Annotated in this window: 14 protein-coding genes; 10 read left to right on the top strand and 4 right to left on the bottom strand. The window is 67.2% G+C overall.

Annotated features, from left to right (window positions below; translation table 11 throughout):
* The first annotated feature begins 6 nt into the window (after positions 1 to 6).
* From NL241_RS25445 to NL241_RS25415, 7 genes are read left to right on the top strand one after another with little or no spacing between them, the layout of a single operon-like run.
* Complete coding sequence (locus NL241_RS25445; RefSeq protein WP_487693306.1) at positions 7 to 864, top strand: MlaE family ABC transporter permease; 858 nt, start codon at positions 7 to 9, stop codon at positions 862 to 864.
* An 11-nt stretch (positions 865 to 875) separates the two neighbouring features.
* Positions 876 to 2,153: an MCE family protein gene (locus NL241_RS25440; RefSeq protein WP_494395380.1), complete on the top strand. Its 1,278-nt coding sequence runs from the start codon at positions 876 to 878 to the stop codon at positions 2,151 to 2,153.
* Entirely contained in the window at positions 2,150 to 3,175 is a 1,026-nt protein-coding gene (locus NL241_RS25435; RefSeq protein ID WP_487693308.1) for an MCE family protein, read from the top strand. The genes NL241_RS25440 and NL241_RS25435 overlap by 4 nt, the downstream gene beginning before the upstream one ends.
* Positions 3,175 to 4,251 carry an MCE family protein gene (locus NL241_RS25430; protein ID WP_487693310.1) on the top strand — a complete coding sequence of 359 codons (1,077 nt, stop codon included), beginning with the start codon at positions 3,175 to 3,177 and terminating at the stop codon, positions 4,249 to 4,251. Before NL241_RS25435 ends, NL241_RS25430 begins: the two co-directional genes overlap by 1 nt.
* Positions 4,251 to 5,666 (top strand): MCE family protein, encoded by a 1,416-nt coding sequence (locus tag NL241_RS25425; RefSeq protein ID WP_494395379.1) that lies wholly within the window; start codon positions 4,251 to 4,253, stop codon positions 5,664 to 5,666. The genes NL241_RS25430 and NL241_RS25425 overlap by 1 nt, the downstream gene beginning before the upstream one ends.
* Positions 5,663 to 7,000 (top strand): MCE family protein, encoded by a 1,338-nt coding sequence (locus NL241_RS25420; protein ID WP_487693313.1) that lies wholly within the window; start codon positions 5,663 to 5,665, stop codon positions 6,998 to 7,000. Before NL241_RS25425 ends, NL241_RS25420 begins: the two co-directional genes overlap by 4 nt.
* Positions 7,000 to 8,790 (top strand): MCE family protein, encoded by a 1,791-nt coding sequence (locus tag NL241_RS25415; RefSeq protein WP_487693314.1) that lies wholly within the window; start codon positions 7,000 to 7,002, stop codon positions 8,788 to 8,790. The genes NL241_RS25420 and NL241_RS25415 overlap by 1 nt, the downstream gene beginning before the upstream one ends.
* 52 nt (positions 8,791 to 8,842) lie before the next feature.
* Here NL241_RS25415 and NL241_RS25410 read toward each other — a convergent pair whose 3' ends face one another.
* Both NL241_RS25410 and NL241_RS25405 read right to left on the bottom strand, forming a co-directional pair.
* A complete protein-coding gene (locus NL241_RS25410) occupies positions 8,843 to 9,352 on the bottom strand; it encodes an Rv2253/PknI dimerization domain-containing protein (protein ID WP_487693316.1) in 510 nt (169 codons plus the stop codon).
* Between the two features lie 85 nt (positions 9,353 to 9,437).
* Positions 9,438 to 10,130, bottom strand: coding sequence for an Rv1363c family protein (locus NL241_RS25405; protein ID WP_494395378.1), 693 nt, complete (start codon positions 10,128 to 10,130; stop codon positions 9,438 to 9,440).
* 187 nt (positions 10,131 to 10,317) lie between these two features.
* Here NL241_RS25405 and NL241_RS25400 point away from each other — a divergent pair, with 187 nt between their 5' ends.
* On the top strand, positions 10,318 to 10,701 hold the full coding sequence (locus NL241_RS25400; RefSeq protein ID WP_487693496.1) for a hypothetical protein: 384 nt from the start codon (positions 10,318 to 10,320) through the stop codon (positions 10,699 to 10,701).
* A gap of 4 nt (positions 10,702 to 10,705) precedes the next feature.
* Here the strand turns inward: NL241_RS25400 and NL241_RS25395 are convergent, their stop codons facing one another.
* Complete coding sequence (locus NL241_RS25395; protein WP_487693319.1) at positions 10,706 to 11,131, bottom strand: Rv2576c family protein; 426 nt, start codon at positions 11,129 to 11,131, stop codon at positions 10,706 to 10,708.
* Between the two features lie 100 nt (positions 11,132 to 11,231).
* Between NL241_RS25395 and NL241_RS25390 the strand changes: the two genes are divergently transcribed.
* Both NL241_RS25390 and NL241_RS25385 read left to right on the top strand, forming a co-directional pair.
* Positions 11,232 to 12,776 carry an AMP-binding protein gene (locus NL241_RS25390; RefSeq protein WP_494395377.1) on the top strand — a complete coding sequence of 515 codons (1,545 nt, stop codon included), beginning with the start codon at positions 11,232 to 11,234 and terminating at the stop codon, positions 12,774 to 12,776.
* Positions 12,773 to 13,750, top strand: a complete 978-nt coding sequence (locus NL241_RS25385) for an NAD-dependent epimerase/dehydratase family protein (protein WP_487693321.1) — start codon at positions 12,773 to 12,775, stop codon at positions 13,748 to 13,750. Before NL241_RS25390 ends, NL241_RS25385 begins: the two co-directional genes overlap by 4 nt.
* Here the strand turns inward: NL241_RS25385 and NL241_RS25380 are convergent.
* Positions 13,747 to 15,360: an FAD-dependent oxidoreductase gene (locus tag NL241_RS25380; protein ID WP_494395376.1), complete on the bottom strand. Its 1,614-nt coding sequence runs from the start codon at positions 15,358 to 15,360 to the stop codon at positions 13,747 to 13,749. The genes NL241_RS25385 and NL241_RS25380 overlap by 4 nt on opposite strands.
* Position 15,361: the final 1 nt, after the last annotated feature.

The raw sequence follows: 15,361 nt of genomic DNA, 5'->3' as shown, positions 1-15,361 counted from the left end.
GTAATCATGGGCACCTCAGCGGTATTGCGGTCGCGGTTCCCGCGGGTGGTGAACCACCTCGGCCGGCCGGTTTCCCTGCTGTCCCGGATCGGTGACCACACCCTGTTCTACGGGCGCGCACTGGCGGGGATCCCCCACGCGACGGTCCATTTCCGCAAGGAGGTCATCCGGCTGATCGCCGAGATCTCGATGGGCGCAGGCACCCTCGCCATGATCGGTGGCACCGTGGTGATCGTCGGGTTCCTGACCCTGGCCACAGGCGGGGTGTTGGCCATCCAGGGGTACAGCTCACTGGGCAACATCGGGATCGAGGCGCTGACGGGATTCCTGGCGGCGTTCATCAACGTGCGAATCTCGGCACCCATCGTCGCCGGCATCGGCCTGGCGGCGACATTCGGTGCGGGCGTCACCGCGCAACTGGGTGCCATGCGGATCAACGAGGAGATCGATGCCCTGGAGTCGATGGGGATCCGGCCCGTCGAGTACCTGGTCTCGACACGCATCGTGGCCGGCATGGTGGCCATCACGCCGCTGTACTCGATCGCGGTGATCCTGTCGTTTCTGGCATCGCAGTTCACCACCACGGTGCTGCTCGGTCAGTCCGGCGGCCTGTACGACCACTACTTCACGACATTCCTCAACCCGGTCGATCTGCTGTGGTCTTTCCTGCAGGCGACGTTGATGGCGGTGTCGATCCTGTTGATCCACACCTATTTCGGTTACTTCGCCTCGGGCGGGCCGTCGGGGGTGGGAGTGGCCGTCGGCAATGCGGTGCGTACCTCGCTGATCGTGGTGGTCTCGGTGACGCTGCTGGTCTCGCTGTCGGTGTACGGCTCCAACGGCAACTTCAACCTGTCGGGTTAGGGGGCGACAACATGGCACACAATCTCGGCCCGGGCCCCATGCACCGCTCGGAGACCACCACGGCCGCGAGCCCGGTGGCTGCACGATCGGGTGGCAGCTTCGGGTCGTCGAGCAAGGCGCGACCCATCGCCGGACTGGTGACCGTGCTGGTGATCCTCGCCGTCGTCGTGGTGGCGATCGGCCTGTTCAACGGCAGCTTCACCAAATCGGTTCCGGTGACTGTGCTCTCGCCACGGGCCGGTCTGGTGATGAACGCCGACGCCAAGGTCAAGATGCGCGGCGTGCAGGTCGGGACCGTCCGCTCGATCGCCTACCAGCCCGACGGTATGGCCGCCCTGCACCTCGACATGGATCCCGGTCAGCTGCACCTCATCCCGGCCAACGTGCAGGTGGACGTCGCGTCCTCGACGGTGTTCGGTGCCAAGTTCGTCAACCTGGTCCCGCCGGATGACCCCTCGCCACAGACGATGCACGCCGGCCAAGTGTTCGAGGGCCAGCACGTCACCGTCGAGATCAACACGGTGTTCCAACAGCTCACCCGGGTGCTCAACAGGATCGACCCGGTGAAGCTCAACGAGACCCTGGGTGCGATGTCGGAGGCGTTCGCCGGCCGCGGCGAGCGATTCGGCAACTCGCTCACCGAGTTCGAGGCCCTGCTGGAGAAGCTGGAGCCCAGTTTGCCGAACCTGAGCCGCGATATCGAACTGACCGCCCCGGTGGCCACCGCCTACGCCGACGCCGGACCCGACCTGGTGCGCACCGTCGACAACGCCACCCGCATCAGTGACAGCATCGTCGACGAGCAGCAGAATCTGGATGCCTTCCTGGTCAGCATGATCGGCCTGGCCGACATGGGCAACGACGTGGTGGGCACCAATCAACCCGCCCTGTCGGAGCTGCTGCGTCTGCTGGTGCCCACCACCGACACCCTCTCCGAATACGCTCCGGCGCTCAACTGTGCACTCGCCGGCATGGCGGTGCTGTCCCGGCAGCCACCGGCGCCGGATCCGGGTGTGGCCGTCAACGTCGCCTTCACCCTCGGTATCGAGCGCTACCGCTACCCGTCGAGCCTGCCCAAGGTGGCGGCCTCGGGTGGTCCGCAGTGCATGCAGCTGCCGCGTGTGCCGTTCGGCCAGCGGGCGCCCTACCTGGTGACCGATACCGGAGCCAACCCGTGGCAGTACGGCAACCAGGGCATCCTGCTGAACTCCGACGGCCTCAAGCAGTTGTTGTTCGGTCCGTTGGACGGCCCGCCCCGCAACACCGCACAGATCGGACAACCGGGATGACGGGCTCGACTCGCACCATCGTCAAGTTCGGTGTGTTCGCGGCAGTCATGTTGCTGCTCACCGGGTTTCTGTTCGCCACATTCGGCGAGTACCGCGGCGGTTCGTCCTCGGGTTACTCAGCGGTCTTCGACGACGCGTCCCGGCTGGAGTCGGGCGACTCGGTGCGAGTCGCCGGAGTCCGGGTGGGAACGGTCGAATCGGTGTCGCTGCGAGACGACCGGAAGGTCCTGGTCGAATTCGACGCAGACCGCAGCATCGTGCTCACCACCGGCACCAAGGCCGCGGTCCGCTACCTGAATCTGGTGGGGGACCGGTATCTCGAGCTGATCGACGGCCCCGGTTCCACCCGCGTCATGCCGTCGGGTTCGCAGATCCCGGAGGACCGCACCCAGTCGGCGCTGGACCTCGACCTGCTGCTGGGCGGGTTGCGGCCGGTCATCCGAGGCCTCAACCCCCAGGACGTGAACGCGCTGACGGCGTCACTGATCCAGATCCTGCAGGGCCAGGGGGGCACGCTGGACTCGCTGTTGAGCAAGACCTCCTCGTTCTCCACCACATTGGCCGACAACAACCAGGTGGTCGAGCAGCTGATCGACAACCTCAACACCGTGGTCAAGACCTTGTCCCAGGACGGCGACAAGTTCTCCGGCACGGTCGACAAACTGGAACAGCTGATCGCCGGACTCTCCGAGGACCGCGACCCGATCGGTGCGGCCATCACCTCCCTGGACAACGGAACCTCGTCCATCGCAAGCCTTCTCACCGCGGCGCGGCCACCGCTGAACGCCACCGTCGACCGGCTCAACGTACTGGCTCCGCTGCTCGACGACGGCAAGGCCAATCTGGACGCCGCGCTGCAGAAGGGCCCCGACAACTACCGCAAACTGCGGCGGCTGGGGGCCTACGGCAGCTGGATCATGTACTACATCTGCGGCCTGTCCTTCCGAGTCACCGATCTGCAAGGCCGGACCGCGGTGTTCCCGTGGATCAAACAAGAAAGCGGGAGGTGCGCGGAGCCGTAATGTTGAAATACCGCGAATCCAACCTCGTCAAAGCCGGTTTCATCGGCGTGGTGCTGATGGTCCTGGTCATCGCTGTCGGTCTGCAACCCGAGCGGTTGCTGCAATGGGCGACCTCGATCCGCCATCAGGCGCTGTTCACCGAAGCCGGTGGCATCACCGTCGGCAACGACGTCACCGTCTCGGGTATCAAAGTGGGCTCGGTGTCTGACATCTCGCTGAGCAACGGTGACGCTCTGGTGTCGTTCACCGTGCAGGGCAAGTACCCCCTGGGGTCCCTGACCACCGCCCACATCCGCACCGGCTCCCTGCTCGGCGAGCGGGTGCTCACGCTGGAATCGGACGGCAGCGGCTCCCTGGACGGCGTGATCCCGACGTCGCGTACGTCCTCGCCGTATTCACTGACCGACGCGGTCAGCGAGCTCACCTCCAACACGGCCGGCACCGACACGGTGTCGTTGAACCAGTCGCTGGACACGCTGTCGGCCACCATCGACCAGCTGGCCCCGCAGCTGGGTCCGACGTTCGACGGGTTGAGCCGGTTGTCGCAGTCGATCAACAGCCGCAACGAGAATCTGGCCAGTCTGCTCAAGAGCGCGGCCGACGTCACCGACGTCCTGTCCCAGCGCAGCGATCAACTCAACACCTTGATCCTGAACGCCAATGACCTGCTGGGGGTGCTCAACGACCGGCGGCAGGCCATCGTCGACCTGCTCGCGAACACCGCCGCGGTCGCCGATCAACTGACCGGCCTGGTGGCGGACAACGAGGCCGAACTGGCACCCACCCTGGAGCGGTTGAACTCGGTGACGGCAATGCTGGAGCGCAACCGCGACAACATCGGCAAGATCCTGCCGGGCGTCGCGAAATTTCAAGTGACACAGGGCGAGACGCTGGCCAACGGGCCGTACTACAACGCCTACGTGCCCAACCTGCAGCCGGCGCAGTTGCTGCAGCCGTTCTTCGACTACGCGCTCGGCTTCCGGCGTGGTGTCAACGCCGGTCAGCCACCTGACAATGCGGGTCCGCGCGCTGAGCTGCCGCTGCCCTACAACGGCATCCCGGGAGGTTCACGCTGATGAGCAGACGAGTGGCCCTCTGGCTGGCGGTCGCGGTCGCGGCCGCCCTGGTGGTGGGCGGAGCGTTCGTGGCCCGGCAGCTGTTCTTCGCCCCGAAGACCATCAGCGCCCTGTTCACCTCCGCCACCGGCATCTACCCGGGGGATGAGGTACGTGTCTCCGGCGTGAAGGTCGGAACCATCGAATCCATTGCCCCGGAAGGGGAACAGATCCGGGTGACGCTCAGGGTCGACCCCGATGTTCCGATCCCCGCGGACGCCAAAGCGGTCATCGTGGCGCAGAACCTGGTGGCGGCCCGCTACGTGCAGTTGGCTCCGGCCTACCGGGACAGCGGTCCCACCATGTCCGACGACTCGGTGATCCCACTCGACCGCACCGCCATTCCCATCGAATGGGATGAGGTCAAAGAGCAGTTGATGAGGCTGTCGACCGAGCTGGGTCCGCAGAACGGGGTGGACGGCACGTCGGTGTCGCGGTTCATCGACAGCGCCGCCAGCGCGATGGACGGCAACGGCGACAAACTGCGCCAGACCATCTCGCAGCTGTCCGGGGTGGCGCGCATCCTCGCCGACGGCAGCGGCAACATCGTCGACATCATCAAGAACCTGCAGACATTCGTCACCGCCCTGCGCGACAGCAATCAGCAGGTCGTGGCGTTCCAGAACCGGTTGGCCACCCTGACCAGCGTGGTCGACGGCAGCCGCTCCGATCTGGATGCGGCGCTGAACAATCTGTCGGTGTCCATCGTCGAGGTGCAGCGATTCGTCGCGGGTAGCCGCAACCAGACTTCGGAGCAGATCGAGCGCCTCAACAACGTCGTGCAGAATCTCGTCGACCACAAGATGGATCTGGAGAACGTCCTGCACGTCGCACCCAACGCGTTCGCCAACGGTTACAACATCTACAACCCGGATGCCGGCAGCGCGGTCGGTCAGTTCGTCCTCAACAACTTCACCAATCCGGTCGAGTTCATCTGCGGGGCAATCGGAGCCGTCGAGAACACCACCGCCCCGGAGACGGCGAAGCTGTGTGCCGACTACCTGGGCCCGGCGTTGCGGCTGCTGAATTTCAACTACCTGCCGCTGCCCATCCAGCCGTACCTGATGCCGTCGGCCAGCCCGGAGAACATCATCTACTCCGAACCCGACCTGGCGCCCACCGACGGACCGCCACCGGCGCCCCCGGCGGAGCCACCGCCACCGATCTCGGCCTACGAAGGAGTGGCACCCGGTCCGGCTCCCTACACCGGTCGCGCGCCCGGCGAGTTACCGCCCGGTGCACAGCAACTGCTGCCGGGTGCCCCGGCCGGTCCGCCGCCGAACGTGCCGCCCAGCGTCTACAACCTGCTGGCGCCCGCCGGCCCGCCGCCGGGACCCCCGTTGGCCGCCGAGATGCCCGCAGGAGGTACACCATGACGAGGCGCTGGAAACGAATGGTTACCGCCGGTGCGTGTGCCGCGGTGTTCACCAGTGGTTGCGCTTTCCAGGGCGTCAACTCGTTGCCGTTGCCCGGCGCTGTCGGACGCGGCGCCGAAGCCAGCGTCTACCACGTTCAGATCGCCAATGTGGCTCAGCTGGAGCCCAATTCGCCGGTGATGATCAACGATGTCATCGTCGGCAGCGTGCGGAAGATGACCGTCGAGAACTGGCATGCCGATGTCGAGTTCTCGGTGCAGCCCGACGTCGTGGTCCCGGCCAACGTCGTGGCCAGCGTCGGGCAGACCAGCCTGCTGGGGTCGATGCACCTGGCGCTGAACCCGCCGATCGGGGAGCAACCCGAGGGGAAACTGCAACCGGGCGCCACCATCGCGTTGAACGCGACCTCGACCTATCCGACCACCGAACAGACGCTCTCGTCGCTGGCGGCGGTGGTCAACGGTGGCGGGCTGGGCCAGATCGGCGACGTCATCCACAACTTCAGTGCGGCGCTGGCCGGCCGGGAGACCGACGTGCGCGACCTCATCACGCGCCTGGACACTTTCGTGGGCACGCTGGACGCCCAGCGTGACAACATCGTCGCGTCCATCGAGTCACTGAACCGGTTGTCGGCGACCTTCGCCGGGCAGCGTGACACGATCACCCAGGCGCTGGAACGCATTCCGCCGGCCATCGACGTACTCATCGCCGAACGGCCCCGGCTGACCACCGCACTGCAGAAGCTCGGGACGTTCAGCGACACCGCCACGCGGCTGGCCAACGAGTCCCAGGACGACCTGGTGGCGAACCTGAAGAATCTCGAGCCGGTGATCAAGGCGTTGTCCGACCTCGGCCCCGACCTCGCGCCGGTGCTGGGATACGCGCCCACCTTCCCGTACACGCAGAGCTTCATGGATCGCGGTATCCGCGGTGACTACTACAACCTGTTCGCCTCGGTGGACTTCACCATTCCGCGGCTCAAGCGGTCACTGTTTCTGGGGACCCGTTGGGAAAAGGAAGGCGCGCAGCTGGTTCCGGCGCCGGGGGACCCGTACTACCTCAACTACACCTATGACCCGCTCAAGACCGGTGTCACCCCGCCGCCACCGGATGCGTTCCCGCCGGACACCGCCGCTCCGCCGGCGGCACCGCCGCCGCCGATTCCGGCCAACGTGGGCCCGATCCTGCCCGTGACACCGCCGCCGGCGATGACCATGCCGGGCGCTCCGGTACCGGCGCCGGTGGCCGATGCCGGTGGGTCCGCACCCATCTTCGCCGGTCCCTACGGCACACCGCCGCCTGCTCCCGTCCCGCCGACCCCCGGGGGTGGCTGATGCTCACACGCTTTGTCAGAACTCAGTTGATCCTGTTCACCATCGCCTCGATCGTCGGTGTCGCCGTCATGGTGTTCGCCTACATCCAGGCGCCGACGCTGTTGGGGATCGGCCGGATCACCGTGAAGGTCGAGCTGCCGGCCTCGGGTGGGTTGTACCGCTTCAGCAACGTGACCTACCGCGGCGTCCAGATCGGCAAGGTAACGGCCGTGACGCTGACGGACAAGGGCGCCGAGGCCACGCTGTCGCTGGACACCTCGCCGCGGATCCCGGCCGACCTGCACGCCGAGGTGCGTAGCATCTCAGCGGTCGGCGAACAGTACGTGGATCTGTTGCCGCGCACCGATTCCGGCCCCTATCTGGAGAACGGTTCGGTGGTCGCGATGGCCGACACCGCGGTTCCGCAGCCCGTCGGGCCGATGCTGGACCAGGTGAGCCAACTGGTCGACAGCATCCCCGAAGGCCGGCTCAGCGATCTGCTCGACGAGACCTACAACGCGTTCAACGGCGCCGGTTACGACTTCGGCTCGCTGCTGGATTCGGCGTCCACCATCACCACCGACGCCAACAATGTCTCCGACCAGATGCGGGCGTTGATCGATGATTCCGGCCCGTTCCTGGATGCCCAGGCTCAGACCGTCGACTCCACCAGGACGTGGGCGGCCAGCCTGGCAGGGATCACCGGTCAGGTGTCCGACAACGACCAGCAGTTCCGCGACATCCTGGCCAACGGACCGGCTTTCGCGCAGGAGACCTCCAAACTGCTCGACCAGGTGAAGCCGACATTGCCGGTGTTCCTGGCGAACCTGACCACCATCGGACAGATCGCGGTGACCTACAACCCGTCGATCGAGCAGCTGCTGGTACTGCTGCCGCCGTATGTGGCCCAGGTGCAGACCTACGCGCCGATCAACAACCCGACGGGTATGCCCAACGGTGAGTTCTCACTGGGCCTCGGCGACCCGGCCGCCTGCACGGTCGGCTTCCTGCCGCCGTCGGCGTGGCGGTCACCGTCGGACACCAGCATCATCGACACCCCGGACGACATCTATTGCAAGCTGCCCCAGGATTCGCCGATCGCGGTGCGCGGGGCGCGCAACTATCCGTGTATGGGCCACCCGGGCAAGCGGGCGCCGACGGTCGAATTGTGCAACAGCCCGGAGGGATTCAAGCCGCTGGCGCAACGCCAGCATGCGCTGGGCCCGTACCCGATCGACCCGAACCTGATCGCACAGGGCATTCCGCCGGATGACCGGGTGAATCCGGACGCCAATATCTACGGGCCGCTGCAGGGGTCCCCCTTGCCGCCGGGAGTCGATGTCCGGCCTCCGATGCCGCCACCGCTGCCCGCGCCGCCGCCGAACTTCGCCGGCACCGGGCCGGGTCCGCTGCTGCCGGGACAACCGCTGTACAACACGCCTCCGGTGCCACCACCGCCGTACGATCCGAGGTCGCATCTGGATCCCGCCGTCGTGCCGGCGCCGCCGGCGGAGCTGCCCCGCGCCACCGAGGTTCCGATTCCGCCCGGGGCCAGCCCGGCCGATGTGCCGCTGCCGCCGACGGCGGTCCCCGCGCCACCGCCCGCACCGGCACCTCAGGGTCCGTTGCCGGGTCCGGCGCCGATGGCCGCCCCGGCCGCGTTCGATGCCGGATCGGACGGCCCGTCGTTGGCCATCAAGCAGTACAACCCGCGCACGGGGGAGTACCTGGGAACCGACGGAAAGCTCTATGCGCAAACGGATCTGACCGGGAAAACCGCCAGGTCGTGGCAGGACCTGATGCCCACCTAGGGGATTAGGGCGCGCTGGTAACCGCTCCGCGGTTACCAGCGCGCCGAAATCGCTAGATCTTCTTCATGTAGAAGGGCATGCGGACCGCCGGCCACTGGTTGCGGCCGCAGGAGCCGCTGGGCCCGGTGGTCTGGTCCTCGCCGGTGTACTCGTCGGAATTCGGGTCCACCAGACCCGTCTCGCCCACGGGGTAGATCCGGTATACCTGCAGGCCCTCGACCGGGGCGCCGTCGGCGCAGAACTTCCAGTTCGGCACAACACGTTTGATGTACCAGACGCCGTTGGTGGTGTAGATGGGAGCGCTCCAGCCGGCGTCACTGTTGACGGTGCCCGCGCAGTCCACGGGTGTGGTGCAGACGGTGGTGATGGTCCAGGTGCTCCGCACCACGGGCTCGTCCTGATAACGCTCGTTGACCTTGGCCCAGTCGCCGTTGGACGAGGTGGCGAAGGTCCCGTTGATACCCCACTCTTTCGCGCCGGCCGGGGCGGCCGCGCCGATACTCAGCACCCCCGCCATGACTGTGGCCGCCGCGATCGCCGTCGTCCGCGTCGTGGCTGACATGGGCATGCTCCTCTACCAGCGAAATCAACGTTCTCGAATCGGGAGAATAGCATTTCACCGGCACGCGCCACGGTGCATCGGCGAACTACAGGAAGTCCACCTGGGACATCTTGAGCGCACCACTGTCTCTGGCCAACGTGACCGCCACCCGGAACTGCTGCGGATCCTGGCGGGGGTCGGTGGCGTTGCTGGCCTTCGACTGCGCCGCCACCAGCACCACGGCGGCGTCATCGCTGACCGACTCGACGGCCACCCCGTTGACGGTGACCTCGGTGACGACCTTGGACTCCTCCAGGGCTTTGATCAGGAACTCGGACTCGGACTGGAAGTCGTCCCTGAACTTGCCGGTGGCGCTGTCGAGTACCCGCTGCACATCGCCCTGGGCATTGGTGAAGTCCAGAGACATGATGTTGACCACGCCCTGGCGTGCGACGGCGGCCGCTTCGGCTTCACTCTGTCGAAGCTGTTCTGCGCCATGCCCTTTCCAGGCCATGAAGCCGCTGAGCCCCAGGAGGGCGAACAACACGACGACGGCCGCGCCGACGGCGACGAGCCGGCGCGCGGACCGCCGGCCGGTGGGGGTTGCCTCGTCGATGTGCGCCGGTTCGGCTTCGGGGGCGGGCGTGGACTCGGTTTGCGCGTGCACCTGGCGGCGCAGGTGGTCGGCGCGCGCTCGGGCCGCTTTGGCCCGCGCTTCGGCCAGCGCGGCCTCCGCCTCCGCCTCGGCTTCCTCGGCCAGGGTGAGCGCATCGCGGTCGTCGGGGGAGTCCGTCGTCATGGCGACCTCCTCGGGTGGCTGCATTCTCCCGGAAACCGCCGCCACCTCCGATTGGGGAGAAGGGCGTTTCCGCTTCTCATGCAGCGTACAGGGTGCGTCCTGCGGCGGAGGGTGCAGTAATCTTCTCGGAAACGGAGAGTTTCGTTTCCCGGTGTGCGAAGGTAGAGCGGTGCGTGTGTCCCAGCGTATGACTTCGATGGCTGCTGCCCCCCTGATGGTGGCCGGAATGATGACCGGGATGCTGCCGGGGCCGGTGGCGGCCGCCGCGCCGCAAACCTGCAATGACGCGTTCTGCACCCCTGGGATCACTCCGAACGTGGTGCTCGGTTCGTACTGCGCCAACACGACGTACTTCGTGTACGGCACCACCTCATGGGGCCGGTTGGTGTTCTGCGGGTCGCCACGCCGGTACGAACCGCGGTGGTTCCGCTCCCCGCCGATGCACGGCATCAAAGACGAGAACAGCCCGTGCGACGGCTATCTCAACGATGTCGCCCAGGCGCCCGACGGCATGTTCCTGAGCTGCGTGCCACTCAACGGCGCCAGCCTGTGGCGCCGCGGCGACGCCTGAGGCCCTACCAGTTGCGAATCGAGCACAGCGCGCCTTTGGGGCCGCTGTCGGTCTTGACCACCACACCGTCGACCTCGAGGGTGCAGTTGAAACCTGGTGTGGGGAAACCGAACGTCTCGCCGCTCTGCACCACCACCATCGCCCACATGCTCGGGTCGGCCAGCATGGCATCGTGGACCCAGGGTTGGTTCGGGCCGATGTCCACCCGCGCCCTGGGGCTGTACACGTACGGGTCGTGGCTGTAGTCGGCGAACACCGCGGGTTCGCGATCCCGGTAGTAGATATCGGCGAAGAACGGTTCGTTGGCCGTCACGGTGTAACGGACGTGATGCAGTGGTGGTTCGGCGGTGGCCGGTGCCACGGTCAGGCCGCACACCGTCAGCAGCGCAGCACTCGAGGCGGCGACGACCCCGCCACGCGGAAACATCATTTCCATATCTTAGAACGCCACTTCCGTTCACGGTTCGGAACGGTCACACTGGCAGTACGGGTGCCCGTGCCCGGCCGCTGACGGAGGTGCCAGGAGACCGATGCGCAACATCCCCGACGACCTCGTCGAACGCTACGAGCGGGAGGGCTGGTGGACGTCGGACACGTTGGGCGATCTCCTGGCGCGTGGTCTGGCGGCAACACCCGGTGCCGAGTTCCGCGTGCATTCGGCGGTGCGTCCCTATGACGGGACGTTCGCCGATGTGGAACTGATGGCGCGCCGGCTCGCGGCCGGCCTGCGGTCCCGTGGCGTCGGCGCGGGGGACGTGGTGGCCATGCAGCTGCCCAACTGGGTGGAGGCCGCCGCGACGTTCTGGGCGTCAGCGCTGCTGGGTGCGGTGGTGGTGCCGATCGTGCACTTCTACGGCCGCAAAGAACTGACCCACATCGTCGGTGACTGCCGCCCCCGCGTTTTCGTCACCGCGGAAAGCTTCGGGCGCATGACATTCGATCGCGATGTTGTTGCCGGAGTGCCTGTGGTCGGTGTGGTGGGGCGCGATTTCGAGGAGCTGCTGGCCGACGAACCGATGGCCGGTGTCGTGCCGGTGCATCCCGGCCGCCCGGCACTGATCGCCTACACCTCCGGAACCACCAGCGCGCCAAAAGGAGTGGTGCACAGTCACCGGAGCCTGGTGCACGAGACGCATCAGCTGGTGGCGCAGAGCAGCCACGACCGGGGCAAGCAGCTCACCGCCACCCCGGTCGGTCATTTCATCGGAATGGTGGGTGCATTCCTGATTCCCGTCATCGGTGGCAAGGCGATCAACCTGGCCGACGTATGGGACCCGGCCCTGGCGCTGGCGCTGATGAAAAGCGACGGCCTGGCGGTCGGTGGAGGGCCGCCGTATTTCGTGACCAGCTTGCTCGACCACCCCGATTTCACCCGCGAGCATCTCGACGGGGTTCGGTCGGTGGGCCTGGGCGGCTCCACCGTCCCGGTGGCCGTCACCCGGCGCCTGGCCGACCTCGGCATCAACGTCTACCGCTCCTACGGCAGCACCGAGCATCCGTCGATCACGGGCTCGCGGTTCGATGCTCCCGAGGACAAGCGGCTCTACACCGACGGCGCACCTCTGAGCGGCGTCGAGGTGAAACTGGCCGACGATGGCGAGATCCTCTCCCGCGGACCCGATCTGTGCCTGGGCTACACCGATGCGGCGCTGACTGCCGGCGCGTTCGACGCCGACGGCTGGTATCACACCGGGGATGTGGGCGTGCTGGACGAGGACGGCTACCTGACGATCACCGACCGCAAGTCCGATGTGATCATCCGCGGCGGTGAGAACATCAGTGCGGTCGAGGTGGAAGAAGCGCTGTTGGCCATGCCGGGGGTGGCCGAGGCGGTGGTGGTGGCAGCGCCCGACGCCCGCCTGGGCGAGCATGCCGCCGCGGTGTTGCGGATGCAGCCCGGTTGTGAGCTGCCGTGCCTGGACGACGTGCGCGCCCACTTCAGCACCCTCGGGATGGCCAGGCAGAAGTGGCCCGAGGAGCTGCGCGCGGTGGATGAGTTCCCCCGCACCGCCAGCGGCAAGGTCCAGAAGTTCAAGGTGCGCAGCGCGATTCGCGAGAAGGCCGGCACGGTGTGACGTCTCTGGTGATCGGTGCCAGTGGGTTCCTCGGTTCCCACGTCACGCGGCAACTGGTGCGGGCCGGTCGCGACGTGCGGATCATGGTGCGCCGGACCAGCGTGACGCGCGGAGTCGACGACCTCGACGTGCAACGCTGCCTTGGGGACATCTTCGATGACACCGCCCTGCGCGCGGCGATGACGGGATGCGATGTCGTCTACTACTGCGTGGTCGACGCCCGCATGTGGTTACGCGATCCGGCGCCGTTGTTCCGCACCAACGTCGAGGGCTTGCGCCACGTGCTGGACGCCGCCGTGGACGTCGGTGTGCCGAAGTTCGTGTTCACCAGCACCACCGGAACATTGGCGGTCAACGAGCTGCGGCCGGTCACCGAGACCGATGCCCACAACTGGACCGGCGGTGGCCCCTACATCGATGCGCGGGTGGCCGCCGAAGAGCTGGTGATGCGTTACGTGCGCGAGCACGATCTGCCGGCGGTGGCGATGTGCGTCTCGACGACGTACGGACCCGGGGACTGGGCGCCCACCCCGCATGGCGGCGCACTGATGCGGGTCGCCGCGGGGACCATGCCGTTCAACATGGGTTTCTCGATGGAGGTCGTCGGTATCGAGGACGCCGCCCGGGCCATGCTGCTGGCCGCCGAGCACGGCCGCCCCGGCCAGCGTTACATCATCTCCGACAGCTATCTGAGCACCCGCGAGATCCACCAGATCGCCGCTCGCGCAGTGGGAGTACGGCCACCGAGGATCGACATTCCGCTGCCGGTGCTGTACGCCGGCGCGCGGGTCAACGATCTGGCGTCGGTCCTGTTACGCCGTGATCTGCCGTTCGCCACGGCCGGGGTGCGGATGGCCGATCAGATGTCGCGCCTGGACCACGGCAAGGCCGAGCGCGAGCTGGGCTGGACACCCGAGCCGGTGCAGGACTCCATCGCCCGGGCCGCGCGGTTCTTCGTCCACGTCCGGCGTTAGGACACCGAGGTTCCGCTGCCGGCGTGGTGCCCGGCGCGAAAGCCGAACACCATCGCCGGCCCGATGGTCCCGCCTGCGCCGCCGTAGGCGCGCCCGGTCACCCCGGCCATGGCATTGCCCGCGGCGTACAGGCCGGGGATCGGCGCGCCCGACACATGCAGCACCCGGCCATCGCGGTCCGTGCGCGGGCCGCCTTTGGTGCCCATGGCGCCCACGGTGACCGGCACCGCGTAGTAGGGTGCGGTGTCCAGCGGACCAAGGGTCTTGCCCGCGGTCGTCGTCGCCTGGTCATCACCCCAATATCCGTCGTAAGCGCTTGCCCCGCGGCCGAAGTCGGGATCCACGCCGTCGGCGACGTGCTGGTTCCACGCGGCCAGCGTCACCGCCAGCCCGGCTGCGTCGATACCGGTCTTGTCGCCCAGCTCCTCGAGATCGGCGGACTTGCAGAACCAGTCGGGAACCTCGTCGCCCGGGTCGACGCCCAGGAACCCGTACTTCTTCAGGTGGAGGTCGTCGAAGACGATCCAGGCCGGGTCGTTGACGTAACCGCCGCGGGGATCGAGGTAGTGGAACGCGCCGGCCATCGAGTTGTAGTCACACGCCTCGTTGACGAATCTCTTGCCGGCACGGTTGACGATGATGCTGCGTGGTCGGGTGCGTTCCAGCCGGACGCTGCGGCTGCGTTGTTTACCGAGATGGGTGTCCCCGGGAATCGACACCACCGGAACCCACCATGCCTCACCCATGTTCGCCAGGTCAGCACCGTGCGCCATCGCCATCCGCAGTGCGTCCCCGGTGTTGTACGGCGGTGACACCGGCCCGTGCATGGGACCGCGCAGGAATGCGTCGACCAGGCGCGGATCCCACTCGAAACCACCGTTGGCCAGGATGACGCCGCGCCGGGCTCGTACGGTGCTGCCGTCGCCGAGCCGGACACCGGTGATGGTGCCGTCGTCGGCCAGCAGCGCCGCGGCCTGAGTCCCGGTCTTCGGCGAAATGCCGCGATCCAACAGGCCTTTGAGTAGTCCGGCGATCAAGGCGGCGCCGGCCACGACAGTGTTGTCCGGGTCCCCTGTGCTCCCCAAGTCCGCATGCAGCCGCGCCCGCGTCTCCGCATCCAGGCCGACATTGCTGAAATCGGCGGGGAACGAGGTGATCCGGTCACGCCATTGGCCCAGTCGGGCCAGGTCATACGGCTTGGGTCCCAGCGAGCGGCCGCCGCCGGGGCGCCCACCGGGGAGTTCCGGCTTGTAATCCGGGAATCCGGTGGCGATCTCGAGCCGTACCTCGCTGTGGGCCTCGACGAAGTCGATCATCGCCTGGCCGGTGCGCACGAATGTCTCGACCAGGGTCTCGTCCATGGCGCCGAAGCTCTGCGCGCGCAGGTAGTCCAGCGCGGCCTCGACGGTCAGGTCCTGATCGGGGGCGCGATGGTGCGCCGGGATCCAGGCGATACCACCTGAGACGGCGGTGGTGCCACCGACGGTGGGCGCCTTCTCGTAGAGCCGGATGTCGGCTCCGGTGGCGGCCGCACTCAGGGCGGCGGTCAAACCGGCGGCCCCGGTCCCGAGCACCACCACGTCGGTCTCGTCATTCCATTCTGTGGGCACT

The sequence above is a fragment of the Mycolicibacterium sp. SMGY-1XX genome (assembly GCF_059132455.1).
This window is presented reverse-complemented; position numbering and strand designations above follow the sequence as displayed.